This is a genomic window from Melghirimyces algeriensis (assembly GCF_900182565.1).
GTDB classification, from domain to species: Bacteria; Bacillota; Bacilli; order Thermoactinomycetales; family DSM-45169; genus Melghirimyces; species Melghirimyces algeriensis.
The window spans coordinates 23,183-42,561 of record NZ_FXTI01000001.1 but is presented as its reverse complement, the minus strand read 5'-3'; the positions used below and the strand labels follow the sequence as shown (position 1 = coordinate 42,561).

Sequence of the window (19,379 nt, the reverse complement as noted above, 5' to 3'; positions counted from 1 at the left end):
CGTTCGTTCACCCTTATGAAGGAAAATATTCGGGTAACTTCAATTCAATCGATCGATTGGACAACGCCTGTCTGAACAGCTTTAGACTCTCCTCTTTGCCCAGCCCTTTAGCACGCAGGAGACGAAACGTCTGTTCCGCCGCCTGTCTCAATTGAGAAAGACTCGGTTCCTCCCTTCCCTCTCTTAACGCATTCAGCTGAGTTACCAGCCTGCGGTAAGGGGCACGAATCGTTTGCTCAAAGCTTACAGTGCTTTTTGCTTTTTTTAAGGGTGTTCCCACAGCTACTCGCAAACACGCTTGCAACAGGAGGAGCATTTCATTTTTAGACACCGTTTCATCGGCTCGCTGATTGTTTCCCTGAAGAATCCGTTGCACCAATCCCTCATCTTCCGGTCCACCAAATGACAGGGCCCTTACTTGCGGAAATTCCAGACGAATAACGTCCCGCAAGACCTGTTTGGGCCCCAGTTCAATAAAGTTCTGCACCCCTTGATGGGTCAGTTTTTCCATGACCATGGGCCAATTGACACACTCTGTCAGTTGCATGCTTAACAGATTGGGGATGACATCTGCTTCCTGATACACCTCCCCAGTCGCACAAGAAACGATGGGATATTGGCACTTCGCCGGATTGGAAGACTTAACGGCCTTTTCAAAGGCCTCCCGCGCGGGCTGCATCAGCTTACTGTGTGCAGGAACGCTCACCTGGAGCATTTTGGTCACACCGTGCTGATCTTCCAATCGTTCGGCCGCTTGAACCAAAGCCCGCCTGTGACCACTTAACACCCATTGCTCACGTGTATTATGATTGGCAACCTCTACAGAATGGGTTTCTGTGGAGACACTTTCGCAAACGGAACGAATCTCCTTTTCGCCCAACCCGAAAACCACCATCATCCCGCCGTCATCCACGCATTCACTCATCAAGGTCGCCCGGAGCTTTACCAGTTCAACCGCCTTGGAAAAGGACAACCCCTGTGCACATACAACTGCTGATAACTCTCCCAAGCTGTGCCCTGCCAAACATTCCGGTTTCTGCTCACCCCAGGATTGAACGACATGCCAGCAGACTACACTGTGAACCAGAATCGCCGGTTGTACAATAATCGTACTGTCCAGCTCGTCACGCTTATTTTCACAGGCTTTAATCAGGTCATAACCCAATACCTCACTCGCTTCATCGTACAACCGCCGGGCAATTTCGTAACGTTCATACAGCTCTTTTCCCATTCCTTCATATTGAGAGCCTTGCCCCGGAAAAACAAATGCTGTACCCATGAAACCCCCCCTTTAAAATTCTTTGCCCGCTTTGTCAAGCAGTGTCAAAGCCTCTTCTGACGAGATTTCATCATTTTCCAAGGCATCAAAAATGTCATTCCATTCATCTTGGGGGAAATATTCATCCTTGCAAACCTTTACCTGAGCCGCAAATGTCGGGTTGCTGTATAAATCGGAAACCTCAAAACGGAGCTTGACAAAATTCTTTTTCATTAACTGCACAAACCGTAATGCACTCAAAGAAGTCCCGCCCGCACTGAAAAAGTTGTCTTCCGGTTTTACCGTTTCCATGCCGAGAACGGTTTTCCATATGCTCTGAATTCGGGTTTCAAGGTCCTTTATATCCAGATTTTCTGTCTCCTGGACCGTTTCAGGCGATGGCTGGCTTTCCGACTGAACGGCTTGCTCCACTTCCTCCCAAAACGAATCCGCAAACGGAATTTTGATCACGGGTTTCAAATAATGCACTTCATCAAGATCAAACCTGGATACCAGACTCCAACGGTGACCGTTGTTGAAGAAACGGTTCAAAGCATTGTGGAAGTCCACAAAATCGATCGGTGGAATCGCTGTTCTGCTCCCAAAATCCCGCTTGTCATCCAGGATCAGTGTAAGATTCAACACATGACCTGGAACCCCCCGGTGATTCAGAAATCCTGCCATGGCATCCAAATACTGATTGACCGCACAACATTCACTGGCCGATTTGGTTCCCATCAATGAGGAGATGGAGGAAAACAGGATAAAGAAATCCAGATCGGGCGACGCAATCTCTTTCTCAACGAGCCATGTGCCTTTGACCCGATTAAAGATTCCTGTTTGAAACTGTTCCAATTCCAGTTCTTTGATCCATAAATGATAGAGCTGTTTGACCAGCATAAACGCACCGTGAATGGGTCCGTACATCTGTTTGATTTTGGAAAAAGTCGCTTTTACATCCTCTTCATCCGTCACATCACACGTCAGCATGGAGACCTGGGAACCACGGCGTTCGATTTCCATGATTTCTTTTAACTGATACACTTGCGGATGCTCTTCCTCGTTGGCTCCGTTCACAATCTCTGCCCAATCATCCCGGCTGGGCAATGCATTTCTGGCCAGCAAAACCAGATTCACATTGGCTCTCTGACTCAGAAATTTACCGATCTGTACGCCCAGATAACCGGTTCCCCCGGCAATGACATAGGTTCCCCCTTCACGAACGGAAAGTTCTTTTTCCGTTGTATCCGCTTGTCGTTCAATCACTTTTCGATATCGCGTCTGCTTTCGATATGTCACTAACTCCGGGCGCGAATCAACAGGCTGTGCGAATTCGTCACAGATTTGTTTAGCCACTTCTTCAGCACTGCCACACAAATCATGATCGATCGCAAACGAAGCAATCGTGGGCTGTTCTTGCGAGACCACTTTGGCCAGCCCAAACAATGTCACCCTCGCAGGAATAATTTCTTCCTGTTCATCCACTTGTTCCGCATATGAAGACAATACATTCAATTGAAAAGGATGGGTGATGTCCAAATCAATCACGGTTTTCATCAGAGAGTAAAGGGAAAAGACACCCTCCTGTTGTGAATATTCCAGGTCTTCCAGTGACTGCATGGTTTGGTCCACTTTTCTCAATGTAAAAGCGTGAATCACTCCAGCCAATCGGTTGTATGTTTCTGCCCCCATCTCCTGAAACAGCTTCTCATATGCATGCTGATCATGAAGGTCGATTTCAAAACACTGCCGGGAATGCTTGTAAAACCGATCACCCGGAAGGACTTCAATCACTTCCGCCCCTCTTTCAACGAGGCGCTTTTTCAATGCACCCATTCTCGGATCGCCGTGGTGCGCAAAGAGAAGCCATAATGCTCCATTTCGCATATGCAAGGCATCCCTGTTTTTTTCATCGTTGGGAAGTGGCTCCCATTTGGCGGCATAGAAAAGGTCATCGAGATCCTGTTCAAATGTTTCCTGGCTGGCTGGCCAAATGCGTTTGGTATTAAACCATTCCACTGGTAAAGGCAACATTACTCCGTCAACAAAGCGCTCTTCACATGTGGAGCGAACATCCTCCCCCCTCAAAAATTGTTCCATTAACACCCGATCCGTTTCGCTCTCAAATGGATAGCGCTTCAGGTTACGCATGCTTTCCGCCTGCGTATCTGCTTCATCGGCCAGAAAAATGCCTTGTTCAAAGAAGGAATCAGGAGCTCTTTCAAATGTTCGCACACTTAAAAGCCTGTCCACTTTCTCGCTGAATTCCTGGGTCGAGGAGGCAAAAATACTGATGCGTGCTTGCTCATGGCTTCTGCGTACATTTAATGTATAGGTGATATCCTGTAAAGCGTATTGGGGATTTTCTTTCAAATGAGTGGCCAGACTTTGCACTTGATCCCATAAAGCGCGTCGGGAGCGACCCGATAGGAAAAGAGGAAGGGGCTTTTCTTCTTTCGTCTCCACAGGATTACGCGGGTACTCTTCCAGGACGGCATGTACATTTGTTCCGCTGATGCCGATGGAATTCACCCCTGCTCGTAGAGGCGCATCACCCGTCAAAGGGGTATGCTCTCCTGTCACGACAAAGGGGGTTTCCGCAAAGGGAATCTGCTCATTTGCTTGTTGAAAATGCTGAAGTCCAGGAACCAACCGTTTTTCCAAAGAGAGTACCGCCTTGATCAATCCTGCAATCCCCGCCGCATCTCCCATGTGACCCACATTGGATTTGATGGAACCTAAACGGCACGCTTTCACCTGTTGGGATGAATGGTGATACGCTTTGCTGAGTCCCTCCACTTCCACGAGATCACCGATCGGGGTTCCCGCACCGTGAGCTTCCACAAACTGTACACTGTCAAACGAAACACCTGCATCCCTCAAAGCGTCCATGATCGCCTGGGACTGGGCGTCCGGATTGGGCACTTGCATGCCGTTGGATGCTCCATCACTGCTCATGGCAGACCCTTTCAACACCGCATGAATATGATTGCGATCCCGGAGCGCAACGGACAATCGCTTCAGCACAACCACAGCGATCCCTTCTCCGCCGATAATCCCATCCGCTTGGGCATCAAACGAAGCACAGCGATAGTGCGGGCTGCGTACGACATGGTCGGGAGCATCCTCATCCCAATAGGGGAACAGATTCAGATTGATGCCACCGACGACGGCTGTATCACAATCCCCCTGCCGCAGTGCATGTTTTGCAATGTGTACAGCCGCCAGAGAGGAAGAACAACTGGTATTTACAGTCATCACGGGACCGCGCAAGTCCAATGTATAGGCCAAATGATAGCCCATGTTGGCCGGAATGTTGGATATATAGGCCCGTTCATCCGGATCATCAAATAAACGCAAATAATCAAACGCTGGATAAGGGGTATGAGCCACATAGACCCCTGTGCGCGACCCTTTTAAATCATCCTGCCGATAACCCGCCCGCACCAGTCCTTCCAACGCTGTCTGCAAAAACAAGCGTTCAGCCGGCCCCATAAACTGTGCTTCATGATCCGTCAAACCAAATGCCTCCGGATCAAACTGTTCAATTCCATTTAACCATGCGGCATAGGAACGGGAATCTGATTCCAGTTTCTTTTCAACCGTTTGGTAACGTTTGTTTAATTCGGCTCGTGCTTTCGTAATCAAATCAAAGCGCTCTTTGGGAAAGGTACCGACCAAATCGCTTTTGTTCATCAGATGACGCCACAGATCGTCAATATTCCTTGTTTGCGGAAGCTTTATGGAAATCCCCACCACCGCCACAGGTGCCTGATCGTTCGAATCATTCCCATTCGAAGGAATTTCATCCAGCAGTGAAAGTGCCTCTTGAGGTTCAATCTTTTGCTCCTCGACCAAACGCATCACTTGCTTATAGAGCTTCTGAAACTTCATGTTTCTCTCCCCTTTCCAAATGGTTTAACAATTTGATCTGTGTAAAGGCAATCACAGTAAAAACAATCATCAAACCGGTAAAGACGAGAATCATGGAATAGATCGCACTTTTCCCTTCACCCAAAAAGGCAAAAGGCATAAAGCCATGCTGAATAAGCAGATCTGCCGCGATTGCCCCCAACACATAGGCAACCGGCAAAGAGATCCAGGCCAACATTCGGGCCATTGAAAAAACACGGCCCAGGAAACGGGATTCTGTATTGGTTTGGATCAATGTAATGGTCGTGGTATTGACCACGGGTAAAAGCAATCCCATACACAGCCAGAGCGCTCCGATTAACCACAGATAACTGGATAATCCGGTTAAGAGAATCAGAACACCCAGCCCTGCGTTTCCTGCCAGAACAATCCGTATCAAATGATTGTTCACTTTTTTTATGGACATCCATAATCCACCCAAAACCATGCCGGCTCCGAAAATGGAGCTTAAAAGGCCATACTGTTCGGTCGTACCCATGCTTAAGATGTACGGTTGGCCAATGACATGATTTAATCCCAACGCAAAATTTAAAACCGTAAATAGCATCACAAGCGTAAACAAGGCTTTCTTTGCAACCAAAAAGGACAAACCTTCCCTGATTTCCTGCAAAACGGAGGAGGGTGTTTCATCTTCAGTCAACCCTTCTTCCTTTGTCCGGATATAAAGCTTTGTCCATAACAGACAGATCATGGTGATGGCTACAGCGTAACTGATTAAATCTGCACCCACGACATAGGTAAGACTGCCAAACCCCATGATCACCCCCGCCAATACCGGACCCAATACATCGCTGGCAGAGGTGGCCATGGACAGGGCACCATTGGCTCTGGACAACTGGTTTTCCGGAACAATCAAGGAAACTAAAGACTGCAAGGCAGGTGTTTGCATGGTACTCACAATGGACAGAACGGCGGAAACGACCAATACCGCGATCATTGAAAGATTTCCGGTCAACAGAATGAAAAATATGATAAACAGCGCCAATCCGCCAAAAATATCACCCAAAAGAATCAGGGTACGCGGACCTTTCCGATCAATCCATACACCCACAAAGAGAGAAAACAGAATGCCAGGGAGAAAGCCGGCGATCAGAACGCCGGCAAATCCCATCACCTGACCTGTCGTTTGGTAAGCCCAAACCCCCATCCCAAACCGTGTCATGGCCGAGCCGAGCAAAGAGATGAAATGGGTAACCGCAACCGCCAGAAAAATGGCATAGCCATTTCTCGGTGATTGATTGCTAGTATCCTGATGGTTCATACATACAACTCCTTCAAATCACATAACATGTCAATCTCCGCTTCCAATCGTTTAAGCAGAGCATGTGCATCTTCTTCGTTCACTTCTTTTGGATCAATTTCAAGCATCACGTTCAGTTTGTCATCCAGGATATACAGGTTCAGCTCCATGCGGTAATTTAAGCGGTTATCCGGGTGGATCGGCGGTGCATGACCAAAATCCTCATTGTATTCAAACAAGCCTTGACCGTTTTGTTCGGTTGCGATCTCCCCATCAAAACGACCCAGATAGTTGAGCAAGATGGAAGACGTCAATTCTGTAAAGCGAACCGGTTGTTCCAGCCAGCGAGCAATCATAAAATCCACCCCACTGCCTGCTCGCTTCAGCGTTTGATGGACCTGCTTCAGTGTAGCTCGCCCAGAGTTTCCTGACTGAATCTTAAGCGGGTACATGGTGGTAAACCACCCGATCGTCCGACTGAGATCCAGCTCTCCTCCCCGCTCATCCCTGCCATGCCCTTCAAAATGAAAGAGAATGCTCTTTCCTCCGAACACAGCCTGAAATGCCTGGGTAAAAGCAGCCGCAATCACAACATCCGGTCGAAGTTGTTCAGATCGGTGACGCGCATGCAAAAAGCGTTTGGTAACCGCTCGACTGAAGGCTTTGCGGATGTGTATACGTTCATGAAAGGTATAATCCTGACGCACCGGTTTCAGACATAGAGGATGTACATCGTCCAGGGTTAGTTCATGCCAGTACGATAGGGCCTGCTCGTCGGCTTGCTCCGGCAAACCATCGATCCAATCTGAAAATTGGGCTTTTGGCAGCAGAGAAATGCTGGCTCCCTGAGACACCGCTTCATAGGCCTGTTCCAGGTCCTCCAATAAAATTCGCCATGAAACCCCGTCGATCACCAAGTGGTGGACGAAAAAGGAGAGAATTGGCCGATCTTTTGTGAGAAATAAGACAGCAAAGATGGGCAACCGTCGTCCAAAGGTGAATCGATTTTGAACGGTAAATTCGACTTCTTCCATGATGGAGGTCATGGAGTCTTCCGGCTCCTGTGACAGGTTATAGACGGGCATTTCAAACGTATCCGCCAAGGTCGGATCTACATACGCCTGCGGTTCGGTATCACTCAAGTCAAACCATGTAAGCAATGCTTCATGTGAAGCAATCACCTGTTTAAAGGCTTTTTCCAGATGCTCCCGGTTCGTATTTTCAGCCAACCGCACGGACATGGACAGATTCCAGTAGTGGGGTTGGGTGAAACCTTGGGAAAAGAACCATTTTTGCATGGGAGAAAGCGCCACTTGACGGTTTACTGCCTCTACAGGGTGATGTTCCGCTTCCGCATGGTCTCCAGACTGGGCTAAGAATTGATCGAGGGTACGAACCGTTCGATGTTCAAAAATATCCCGGATGCGCAGGGAAATCCCTTTGTTTTTCGCTTTCGATATCATTCGGAGCGCTTTAATCGAATCTCCACCCAGATGGAAGAAATCGGAGTCAATACTGTTCACATGCGAACCGAGCAGCTCCCGCCATATATCCATCAGCACCTGTTGTTGACCGGTCCAAGTATCCTGATCCAAACCTTCCTGTTGATCAAAAAACGAGGGCGCCGGAAGGGACTTCCGATCCACCTTGCCATTCTCCGTCAAAGGGAGTGCGTCCATTTGTTTATACCACCTTGGAATCAGTGCGGATGGCAAATGACGGGACAGCATCTGTTCCATCTGCTTGGGATCAATAGGATGTTCTGATTCCACATAAGCAAGCAATTGTTCGGTATCCACCCGTTGATCCTGATGCAAAACCACCGCCGCCGCTTTTATCCCCGGTACTTTTTGTAAATAGGTTTCAATTTCTTCAAGCTCAACCCGCATTCCTCGAACCTTCACCATTCGGTCCTTCCGTCCAAAACACTGAATCGTTCCGTCCGGCAGGATTTGACCCAAATCCCCTGTTTTATACAGATTGCCAGGGGTTAAGTAATCAATCGGATTAGGTACAAATTTTTCTCTGGTAAGCTGTGAAGAACCGATATAGCCTAACGCAACACTTTCACCGCCAAGTACGATTTCGCCTACGCCAAGCGGGGGAACCAGCTCTCCCTTTTCATTCATGATATATACCCTGGTATTGGCGATTGGCTTTCCAATCGGCACATGGGCTCGATGGACAGACAAGTCTCTTTCTCTTACTTCATGAACAATCGTTCCGACGGCCGCTTCTGTGGGACCGTATTCATTAATGATCCGGGCTTTTGGGAAACGCTTCACCATGTGATGACACAAGGAGGCCGGTAAGGCCTCACCGCCCAAAATGAAACACTGGACATCCGGTGTAAAATCTTCTCTCTCAAGCAAAAGTTGGATTTGTTTGGGTGTTCCTTTCAAGACGATTTTCTCATCCAAAGATGACAATTGATCCAACGCCTCATCCATTTCGCCGGAGCAACCGATCACTGTCCCTCCTGTAAGCAGAGGCAAAAACATGGAGGTGATGGTCATATCGAAAGAGATGGAGGTATAAAAGGGCATATGGATTCTTTCCTGGCGACTGGCAGAAACATAATAGTCTCTGGCCCACATCAAGTAATTGTTTAGATTGGCATGGGATACGGCGACCCCTTTTGGTGAACCTGTACTCCCGGAGGTAAACAGGATATAGGCTGGATCGGTGCACTTGATTGGAGGAAGTGGGACGGCGAGTGGTTCCCCGGACGTTTCCGCCATCGACCACAAAGATAAACCTTCCACCTGCTTTCTGTTTCCCCTGGTCCTGTCCACCGTTTTGTTTTTCTTATGAATCACCAGCATGGCATCAAAACGATATTCGGTCAATTCATTTGCTAGTGTATAATTCTTTTTGGAACAATCCAGTTCAATTTCGGCATCCAAATCGTTGACCAGCTCTTCCAGAATGGATTCACTCAGAAACAGATCCGTTTCCCAATCCAGCTTTGTCGGATACGCTTGTCTGATATTGGCTTCTTTGAAATCGAGCAGGGATTGTATCAAATCCTCTTTTCGTTGATGATCCAACAAATCCCCCAGAAAAATGATGCCGCCTTCTTTAACCGCCTGAACCGCCTTGGATAAAACGGCTTTCAAATAGCTATAATTCGGGAAACAGTGCACCACACTGTTTAGGATGACGGCATCCGCTTTTCCTTCCGGAAACTGTACATCGTGGGCCGCAGACACATCAAACGTCACATGGGAAAGGTGCTGATCCTGCGCCTGTTTTCGGTTTCTTTTCACAATATTCTCCGATAGATCATTCGCCACATACCGTTTGACATGGTTGGCCAAAGCAAACGTGGTCAGACCGGAACCGCAGCCAATTTCCAACACCGTTGCATCCGAACGGATATAGGGAAGCACTTTGCCGACGGCATTTTCTGCATACTCAGCCATTTCCTCTTCACTAAAGGGTTCACCGGTGTAGCTGTTTGCCCATCCGCTGGCCTCAATACTTGAATGCTCTTTTTCCGCAAAATAATTCCAAAGATCTTTATTCATCAATGCACTGGTTGTCGTGACAGCACAATGTTCCACATCCGCCGTATCAAGGACGAACACCGCTTTTAAAACATCCTGCTCAAATAACAGCCGGTCAGCCACAGAATAGGTGTCCTTTTCTGTCAACACCATACTGGCGTTACTCAAACGGGCGATGGACTGCAATCGATGCCGGGGAGTCCGGGGGGATACCGGAATAAATGTCATGCCGGCCAACATCGAAGCCAACATGGAACACAGGGTATAACGATTATTTTCCGTTAATACCATCACTCTCTCCGACTGACCAGCATATTCTTTTAGACGGTCCGCCAGCCGCATGCTTTTTTGCAACAGCTCCCGATAGGTGACGCTCCCCTGGTCATCCCGGATCACTACAGCATTTGGATTCTGCCTCGACAGATCCATCATGGTGGTTAAATACTCAAAGCCTGTCGGAAGTGCTTTAGTCATTCCCTGGCAGATCGCCCCCGAATGGGTTGGGTCATTGATGGGCAACGATTGGACTGGCTGTTCTTCCAGGTCCTGTTTGGTCACCACCTGGAGCAATTGCATAAACGAACGGATCATTTCCTCAATAAAATGTTCCGAATAGATTCCATCATAATACTCCAGATTGCAATATAGCTGTCCATCCTGCAATTCAACAAATTCAAACTCCAGATCCCATTTGCTTGTGCGATGCGTCGTTTCGATCGGGATTGGTTTTGCACCCTGAAACGTCTGTTCAATTTCTGTATCAAATTTAAAGTTTTGCAAGGCCACATTGATATTGAAAACGGGTGACCGGCTGGTATCTCTGGCCAGATTGAGACGATCCACCAGCAAGTCAAAGGGATAATCCTGATGTTCAAATCCTTCCAAAACCACTTTTTTCACATTTTCAAGCAATGTTGCAAACGAATCGTCAGGCTCATGTTTGACTCGCAGTGCAACCGTGTTGGCAAAAAGACCGACAATCGGTTCCAAATCTTCATGACCCCGTCCGGAAACAGGTGTTCCAATCACCATATCACGGGCTTCATTCATCCGATGAATAAAAGCAAACACACTGGCCATCAGTACCATATATAAAGTCGCTTGATGTCGGTCCGCCAGTTGTTTTAAATCCCTGATTAAATCCGGTTCCAGATCAAAGCGACGGATATTTCCCGTAAACTGAAATACATCGGGACGCGGTTTGTCACCGCGAATTTCTGTGACAGGAAGATCCTCTCCCAAGACCTTCAGCCAATACGCTTCCTGAGTGGCCAACCGCCCCTGTCGAAAACTGTTGACCTGCCAATCGCAATAATCGATATACCTTCTTTCGATCTTCGGAAGCTGATTCAAAACAGCAGGTGAATCTGCGTTGTAAATGGCGAGCATCTCATCAGACAATATTCGCAACGACCAGCCATCCACAATGATATGGTGCATCATAATCGATAAGAGGGTCTTTTCCTCGGAATACCGATAAGCGAACACACGTAACAACGGACCGTTCTGCAAATCATAGGGTGTCGATTTCCAATCGTCGACCAAAGCCAATGCTTTTTCCTTGGCCTTCTCTTGATCGGACAGATCCTTATACTCCAATAGATAATTGGGGAAATCCAATATCCGTTGTCTCAATTCGTTCTCTTCAGTGAAAAACACCGTTCTTAGCGCTTCATGGCGCTCCGATAAGAGATCAAAAGTGTGTTTTAGTCGCTCCTGATCCAATCGTCCCTGAACTTCAAAGACAAATGGAGTATTATATACCGTTTTATCATCGATAAATTGCTCAATCACCCATAAACGATTTTGTGCAAACGAAACCGGATAGTCCGTATTCTCTTCCACCATGGAAATCTCGGTCGTTTCGCTCTTTTTCTCTTTTTGTAACAAGGAGGCGATCTGTTGAAAATTATCCTGTGTAAAGACATCTTCCAGTGTGATCTCTGTTTGAAATTCTTTTTTCATTCTACTGACAAATTGAAGTCCGGCTAATGAATTTCCACCTACCGATAAAAAGTTATCTTCCGGGGTTAATCCTTTCACTTCCAGAACCGATTCCACAATGGACAACACGCGATCCAGATCGGTTTCTGCGACATCCGACCCTTGATCACTTCCCTGTTCTCCTATATAGGACCAGTAGGATTGTTCATCAAAAACATACGCAGGCAAAGAAACCTTATAGACATCCATACCTTTAAACTGTTTATGCCAAGCACATCGACGTCCCGCAATATAATCCTGTGCCAGGGAATCTACGCTTTCAGACGTCTTGGATAGGTCCGCATAAATGATATCGTCCCATGCATCCATCTCTTGTTCCAAAAGAGATTGGCAGACATCAACACATTCAGATGTTGTATTTGCGACAATGGCCAGGCGATGTTTAAAATGCTCCCGCCCCGTGGCCAAAGTATACGCTACATCCTTTGCTGGCAGTTGCTTTGCATCCAATGTTGCATATTTTGCAATCGTTCCATACAGAGATTTTTTCGTTCGCGCGGAAAAAGGAAAGACAAACGGCGGTTCTTCATCATTAGAGGATTCTTGGGAGGTTTTTCTTGGGGCTTCCTCTAGAACAGCATGTACATTGGTACCGTTAAATCCAAAACAACTGATCCCTGCTCTCAATGGCTCATCGCCATGTTTTCCATCGCGCACATTCCAGGGAAACGTCGGTACAAAGATGGGAGAATCCATAAAATCAATGTGCTGATTTGGTTCCTCCATATGAACCGTCGGTGGAACAACCCCTTTCTTCAGAACATGCAACGCCTTCACAATCCCCGATAGTCCGGCGGCGCCATCCAGCAAGTGACCAATGTTCCCTTTTACCGATCCCAGAGCAATAAATTGCTTCTTGTCCGTCTTTCGCCTCACTGCTTCTTCAATGCCCCGGATTTCAATCGGATCGCCCAAATGGGTTCCCGTTCCATGCGCCTCTATGTAATCAAGCTGTTCTGGCCCAATCCCCGCCAGCTCCCATGCCTTGGCGAGCAAATCGGCATGCGCCTTCGGATTGGGAGCCGTAATGCCCGCAGATGCCCCATCATTATTTACGGCCGTAGACGTAATAACGGCATGGATATGGTCGTGATCTGCTACGGCTTTTTTCAACGGTTTCAACAAAAGAGCCACCGTACCTTCTCCACGCCCAATCCCGCTGGCATTCTGATCAAACGGTCGACAGCGTTGTTTTTCTGACATTATACCGGCAGCATTCATAAATATTTCTTTTCCATTGATCGGAAAGGGAAAAAGGTTGACTCCACCCACCAATGCCAAGTCACAGTCCCCATTCATTAAACCCAGACAAGCCTCATGCAGAGCCAACATCGAGGAAGCACATGTCGCATTGGTCACAAAGCCCGGACCTGTCAGATTGTATAGGTAAGCGATTCTGGATGCGACAAAAGCGGGAACATTGCCGGGAACACTTAAAGGCGTATATTCGCTCAATGCATCCGCATAATTAGCCATGGCCGCAGATACATAAACACCCGTCCGAGAACCCCTCATTCGAATTCCGGCATAACCGGCGTCCTCAAAACATTGATAGGCAACTTGCAAAAATCTTCTCTGTTGGGGATCCATCACTTTGGCTTCAACCGGTGTTATCCCAAAAAAGTCCGGATCAAACCGATCGATATCATCAAGCCAAGCCGCATCCCAGTAAGGTTTCTCTTCAGAGATTCCGTATTTCTCCCAATAATACTGAACAAATCCGTCACATAACGCTTTTCGCTCAGAAGGAAGTTCAGCAATGCAATCTTCCTGTTTCATCAGAACATTCCAAAAGTCTTCAAAGGTTTTCGCTCCAGGCAGTTCACTGGCCACACCGATAATGGCCATCTTTCGGTCTCTGGCTCCAACACTCTTCGCAGGTGCATCATTGATCATCTTAATTAACTGTCGCGCTGCATCGCGCGACAATTCCTTTTTCTTCAATAAATCAAATATTTGCTGCACCATGTTATCCAATGGACAAACCTCCCCAGACGAAATCATGATTCGCATTCACCATAAAAGAGTCTCTGAACCCAAACGTTTAAACAGAATACCCAACAAGAGACATGACAAAAATCCACTCACAGTTGGAAATCATCCATGATATCATCAGCCCATCACCAAACGGCGAAAGAAACCGTTACAAAAACCGACAGGGAGTATGCCCATTTCTACAACTTTACAATTTAAATAGTAATTTATTATCATTATTACATCTTTTGAGAGACAGAAGCAACAAATTCCACAAATTTATACATTATTCAACATAATTGTTATATAAAAGTTCATATAAAAAACACAAAAAGTTCATATTATTTCCATTTCTATATGTAGGATCGCTATTACAGCAACTGAGCGAATAACCTATTCCTTCCTGATTCATGAGTTGGGATTATACATCTGAAGATCTAATTTCATCCATCTTTCAGAGTAAGTCTTTCGTCGGATGTTGAATTCCATCAAAATCCTGAAGAAATCCTTCCCAAAACAACGTAAAATATAATTGAGAACACAAAGCCATCAGTATTAAGGAAGTGATCGAGTGGCGAATCTATCCACGGAAAAGTTCTTTGAACGTATTCACTACCAGGGAAGTCATAACGTAACATTTGAAGATTTGCCTTCTCTTCAGCTTCAATTTACCAAGGCGATCCCTTTTGAAAATATGGATGTCATGCGTAAGGATCATCGTAAGGTAACCCTTGAAAACGTAAAAAAGAAAATTATCGACCAGAAACGCGGTGGAATCTGCTATGAACTGAATCCCCTGTTTTATTGGTTTTTGCAGCAACAGGGTTTTAAAGTCTATATGGTGGCTGGCACCGTTATTCGGGACGGTGAACCTCGTGGGCCGATTGGAACGCATGTCACAACATTACTTCTTCACAATGAAGAACCCTACATTGTGGATGTTGGTTTTGGCAGCAACCTGGCGCTTCAACCCATTCCAATGACAGGACAAACCGTTTCTTCTTTTACGGGTGAGTACCGAATCCAAAAAACTCAGACGCCCTGGGGAGACTATACCCTTGAAAAATATCAAAACGGAGAACTGAAAGTTCGATATAGCTTTTCTACCAAACCCGTTGATGAGACCTACCTTGATCAGGTGAAGGATCAAATCACTCATCACGAACAATCTCCCTTCAACAAATCCATTCTATTGACCAAACTGATTGATAATGGACACATCACCTTGACAGAACAATCTTTGACCACAACAAAAAACCAACAGAGAACCCAGCAAAAGATTGATCAACACTTGTTTCAGGAGCTGTGTCAACGTCATTTCGGTATCGCTCCATTGCAAGAGAGTTGTTAACCTGTAAAAAACCCCTTCTCACTCCTGAGAGGGGAGGTTTCGGTGGAGCATCCTTTTCCAACGACCCAGCGGACTCGCTTTCGCTCCCAACCGTTTAGCGGATATTTTGTCCGCTGGTTGGGACCGGAGGGGGTGAAGCGGACTCCTTTCACTTCGTTGCTGGAGGAAAAAGATAAGGAAACGGAAATCTCCCTTCCACCACTTTGTGAGGATCATAATTTTAGCATCAACCTACCATTTCCCCTTCTTCTTCTAGTCTCTCTTCCATCCACCAGACGAGCTTTCCCCACAGGTACCGATATATTAGCCACCACATCCCTGTCTGGATGACAAAGGCAAACATCACTGTTGTGACGGTTTCAACGGGAACCAGCAAATCCAAAAATCGGTGAATCAACAAGACATAGACACCTGTTAACAGCCACGGCAACATAAATAACAACCTCACTTCCCATCGGGCAATCCGCCAGCACTGTTCCCCGGTCACTCCCCACTCCCCCAGCAGGCGCCAGCGCTCCGGTTCCCGTATCACTCCTTGACGCAGACGAAAGGTGAGCAGGGTGGCGGAAGCCAAAAAGAACAATATGCTTAAGAACAGGCTGATGAACATCATGGAGGTAGATGTCTGACGAATCATTGCCCTTCCTTGTACCGGTGTATCCGCCAGCAAACCCTCTTTCTGCCAACGGTTATCCAATTCTTTCACCGCACCAGCGCTCTTCTTCCATGGGGACACCTTCCAGCCGTATATCCAGCGACGCTCCTTTTCAAACCGTTCCCATGCCTGTTGAAAATCTGACTCCGCCATCACCAACAACCATTCCGTCCGGGGATGACGATTGAATACGCGGACATTGGATCGCTGTACCACGTCCAGATCCCATGTCCCAGCTCCCACATGCAGCTTCCATCTCTCTGGCTTGATCGGCACAGAACCCTTTTTCTCTTCCTTTGCCCCCTTCCCATAACGAAACACATGCACTCCTTCTCCCGATCGGACCGGAATCGGCGCATAACCCCTGAGGCGTAACAGGCGGTTAAAATCATTGGACGATATCAAGGTGTAATCGATCCCCTCCGCTTTCGCCAGCAACATCGGCAACGACACTTTCTGTCGCACCGACAATCCCTCATTGGCCAAGACACGCTCCACTTCTTGTTCCGGCGCTTTTCCCGTCGCTCCCACCACCTGTACTGTCCAGGGATTTTGTTGCAATTCCAATCGATCCGCTTCTCCCCAAAGGAGAAAACAAACGCTTCCCATTCCCACCGCTGCTGTTATCATCGATGCAACCAGCGTCAACAAGCGGGCATCTTGGGGCAAATCGTGACGCAACCGCGGCAGCAGCAACCAGAGGGAGGGCATCCGGAGAAGGAAGGATTGCTTCATCATCCAGGCTCCTACATAACGTAACAGTCCGTACCCTCCGAAAACTGCGAACAGCACAAAGAAGGGCAGATGTAACATCAATGTCCATTCCGCCCAGGTGTCCGCATACATCCACCAGCCCAGTCCTCCCACACAAACCAGGGAGACTACCACACCTACCCCTTCGGGAATCTGTATGCGAAAGAAGCCTTTGGAGGAAGGCCGATCTCGGACCAAACGCCGTCGCACCCGCCAAGTCGCCCCTGCAAACAGCAATCCGAACATCCCTGCCGTCCAAACGACAGCCTTCCAGGAAAGATGAGTCGATAGCGTCTTTGGAAGAAACAGGACAAAAGAAACCCCTACATCAAACAGAGGAGTCAACAGGACCCCTCCGGCGATTCCAGCCAAGATTGATATTCCGGCCAAGAACCCATTTTCCCACAGAAGAATTCGGGTAAAGTTACTCGCTCCCATCCCCAGTGCGCGCAACAGTTCCCATTCTTCCTTCCGTTCACTGTAAAAGCGGCGATGGGACAAGGCGATGAATCCGGCTGTAAAGACGACTAACAGAAAGAGCGTCGTCATAAAAAAGGTTTGGTGAATATCCGAGGATAGATCCGGATGGAACAACACCTGGAGACAGAGAAAACACAGAGTCACCGCCCAAGTGCAACTAAACAGATAAGCTGTCAGCTCCCGCCAGTGATGACGCACATTATGAAAGGCCCATTCCTTCCAGGTCAAGGTGCTCCCCTCCCATCGCGGAAACCACGGTCAGGAGACGCCGCAAAAAATCCTGCCGCTTTCCTCCGTGCCGAACCTCGGTCATCAGCGCACCATCCCGGATAAACAACACCCGGTCACAGCGACTGGCTGCCACCGGATCATGGGTAACCATCAAAATTGCGCTATTCGCTTGTTGGCGCAAGGTTTCCAACGCTGAGAGCAACGCGCGAGACGCCTTGGAATCCAAGTTGCCCGTCGGTTCGTCCGCTAACACGAGATCCGGGCGGTGGATCATCGCACGAATGGCGGCCGCCCGCTGTTTCTCCCCGCCGGAGGCGTGACGTGGATAGCGATGCCATCCCTTGTCCAAACCCAAGGCAGCTGCCATCGTATCGCTACGTTCCTGCATCACCGCCGGATCTTCCCTTGACAGCACCAAGGGCAACCATGTGTTTTCCCGCAAGGTTAATGCTTCCAACAACCGAAAATCCTGAAAGATGAAACCCAGATGACGACGTCGAAATTGGGCACGCTCCTCACTGGAAAGTGTCGTCAGCTCTCGTCCCTGAAACCACAACTCCCCCGATGTAGGAAGATCCAGGGTACCCAATATACGGAGAAGGGACGTCTTCCCGCTCCCCGACGGACCCATGACGCCCACCCATTCTCCTGGATGGATGGATAAATGAAATCCATTTACCGCCCGATGCGACGGCATCCCTCCCTCACCCCCATATATTTTCGTGAGAAACCTGGCCTCCAGCATCCTTCTTCTCCTCTCCTGTCTCATTACCATTTGCACCCACACTTTGATAGGTAACACATACGCTTGTCCCGCCCTTGAGGGGGGATTTGATCCGAATCCCATGACCGAGGGAATCCACCACCTGCTTCACGAGATAAAGTCCCATACCCGTAGCTTGGGCAAAGCGACGACCATTTTCCCCTGTGAAAAACGGATCGAACACACGGGGGATATCCTGTGGGGGAATCCCTGGACCTTCGTCCCGGATCGTAAAATGAACCCTCTCTCCCTCTTTTTGCAGGGAGAGATGAAGATATTGGGAAGTGTCACGGTGTTGCGAAGCGTACTTGATCGCATTGTTGAACAATTGGTCTAAAACAAAGCGATTCCATTTGGAATCCGTATACACGTCCCAGGAGCCATCGTCTTCTTTCTCCCACCGAGGAAAGAGTCGATGCCGAATCCATTGTCGCTTTCGCTCCCCCACGATTCGGTTCACTTCTGCTTTTAAATCCACCCGATCCAAATGAAAATCGAGGGCAAACTCATTCAGTCGAGCCATATGAAGTACCATCTCCAACCCTTGGTCCAACGTATCCAGCTCTTCCTCCATCTCCGCTCGATACGAAGCGGCATCCGGATGTTGAGCCAGTAAAGAAAGCGCGGAAACGGGTGTTTTCATCTGATGCACCCACTGGTTCATAAAATCCAGATGCCGTTGCTTCTCCGCCTGGGCCCGGTGGTGTTCCGCCAATCGGGCACGTTCCAACTGACGGACAGCATCGCGGATCTGACGTTGAATATAGAGAGGTCCCACCGGAACAGAACGCTGCTGTCCCGCAGCCAAGTCTTGCAGAGATCGCCCAACCGGTCGCCACCGCAACCAGTCCACCAACAGGAACACCAGCAACAGGCCAAACGTGATCCCCCCTCCATAGAGAACAACGGGTCCCAATCTATCGAAATCCACCCCTTCCTGGGCAAAGGACAGGCTGAACCATGCCATCACCAAAAACGCATTTCCCAGCACCAGTAAAATCCAATCCAGCCGATCCCGCAGAAATCTTCCAATCTCTCGTCGGGCCTTCACTCTTTCCCTTCCAGGATCGAGGGATTTAGCCGACCTCCGCGATGGATTGGGACCACTCTGTCCAGCCCCCAGAGGATCGGTTTTTTCCGCAAGTGGATGACGCAATGTGTTATCATCTACAGACTGTTGATGTCCCAAGAATTCCATCTCCCTCTTATGGACAGGATCTCGATTGCG

At 48.2% G+C, this 19,379-nt stretch carries 8 protein-coding genes; 1 reads left to right on the top strand and 7 read right to left on the bottom strand.

Going from position 1 to position 19,379, the window contains the following annotated elements; all coding sequences use genetic code 11:
- Nucleotides 1–13: 13 nt before the first annotated feature.
- The 4 genes from fabD to FN782_RS00125 are packed head-to-tail and all read right to left on the bottom strand — an operon-like array spanning nt 14 to nt 13,912.
- Complete coding sequence (gene fabD, locus FN782_RS00140) at nt 14–1,279, bottom strand: ACP S-malonyltransferase (protein WP_142503749.1); 1,266 nt, start codon at nt 1,277–1,279, stop codon at nt 14–16.
- Between the two features lie 12 nt (nt 1,280–1,291).
- Nucleotides 1,292–5,152: a beta-ketoacyl synthase N-terminal-like domain-containing protein gene (locus tag FN782_RS00135; protein ID WP_142503748.1), complete on the bottom strand. Its 3,861-nt coding sequence runs from the start codon at nt 5,150–5,152 to the stop codon at nt 1,292–1,294.
- Nucleotides 5,130–6,452 carry an MFS transporter gene (locus tag FN782_RS00130; RefSeq protein WP_142503747.1) on the bottom strand — a complete coding sequence of 441 codons (1,323 nt, stop codon included), beginning with the start codon at nt 6,450–6,452 and terminating at the stop codon, nt 5,130–5,132. Before FN782_RS00130 ends, FN782_RS00135 begins: the two co-directional genes overlap by 23 nt.
- Nucleotides 6,449–13,912: a type I polyketide synthase gene (locus FN782_RS00125; protein ID WP_246064818.1), complete on the bottom strand. Its 7,464-nt coding sequence runs from the start codon at nt 13,910–13,912 to the stop codon at nt 6,449–6,451. The genes FN782_RS00130 and FN782_RS00125 overlap by 4 nt, the downstream gene beginning before the upstream one ends.
- A 577-nt stretch (nt 13,913–14,489) precedes the next feature.
- On the opposite strand from FN782_RS00125, the gene FN782_RS00120 reads away from it, so the two are divergent.
- On the top strand, nt 14,490–15,269 hold the full coding sequence (locus FN782_RS00120) for an arylamine N-acetyltransferase family protein (protein WP_142503745.1): 780 nt from the start codon (nt 14,490–14,492) through the stop codon (nt 15,267–15,269).
- Nucleotides 15,270–15,495: 226 nt separating this feature from the next.
- Here the strand turns inward: FN782_RS00120 and FN782_RS00115 are convergent, their stop codons facing one another.
- Genes FN782_RS00115 through FN782_RS00105 form a run of 3 tightly spaced genes read right to left on the bottom strand, consistent with a single transcriptional unit; the run spans nt 15,496 to nt 19,340 of the window.
- Nucleotides 15,496–17,385 (bottom strand): FtsX-like permease family protein, encoded by a 1,890-nt coding sequence (locus FN782_RS00115; protein WP_142503744.1) that lies wholly within the window; start codon nt 17,383–17,385, stop codon nt 15,496–15,498.
- Nucleotides 17,357–18,085 (bottom strand): ABC transporter ATP-binding protein, encoded by a 729-nt coding sequence (locus FN782_RS00110; RefSeq protein ID WP_246064799.1) that lies wholly within the window; start codon nt 18,083–18,085, stop codon nt 17,357–17,359. The genes FN782_RS00115 and FN782_RS00110 overlap by 29 nt, the downstream gene beginning before the upstream one ends.
- A gap of 7 nt (nt 18,086–18,092) precedes the next feature.
- Entirely contained in the window at nt 18,093–19,340 is a 1,248-nt protein-coding gene (locus FN782_RS00105) for a sensor histidine kinase (RefSeq protein WP_185955938.1), read from the bottom strand.
- Nucleotides 19,341–19,379 lie beyond the last annotated feature (39 nt).

What these genes read in the sequence shown, in the direction of transcription:
- fabD (WP_142503749.1), bottom strand. Translation starts at nt 1,279, where the DNA reads ATGGGTACAGCATTTGTTTTTCCGGGGCAAGGCTCTCAATATGAAGGA.
- FN782_RS00135 (WP_142503748.1), bottom strand. Translation starts at nt 5,152, where the DNA reads ATGAAGTTTCAGAAGCTCTATAAGCAAGTGATGCGTTTGGTCGAGGAG.
- FN782_RS00130 (WP_142503747.1), bottom strand. Translation starts at nt 6,452, where the DNA reads ATGAACCATCAGGATACTAGCAATCAATCACCGAGAAATGGCTATGCC.
- FN782_RS00125 (WP_246064818.1), bottom strand. Translation starts at nt 13,912, where the DNA reads ATGGTGCAGCAAATATTTGATTTATTGAAGAAAAAGGAATTGTCGCGC.
- FN782_RS00110 (WP_246064799.1), bottom strand. Translation starts at nt 18,085, where the DNA reads ATGCCGTCGCATCGGGCGGTAAATGGATTTCATTTATCCATCCATCCA.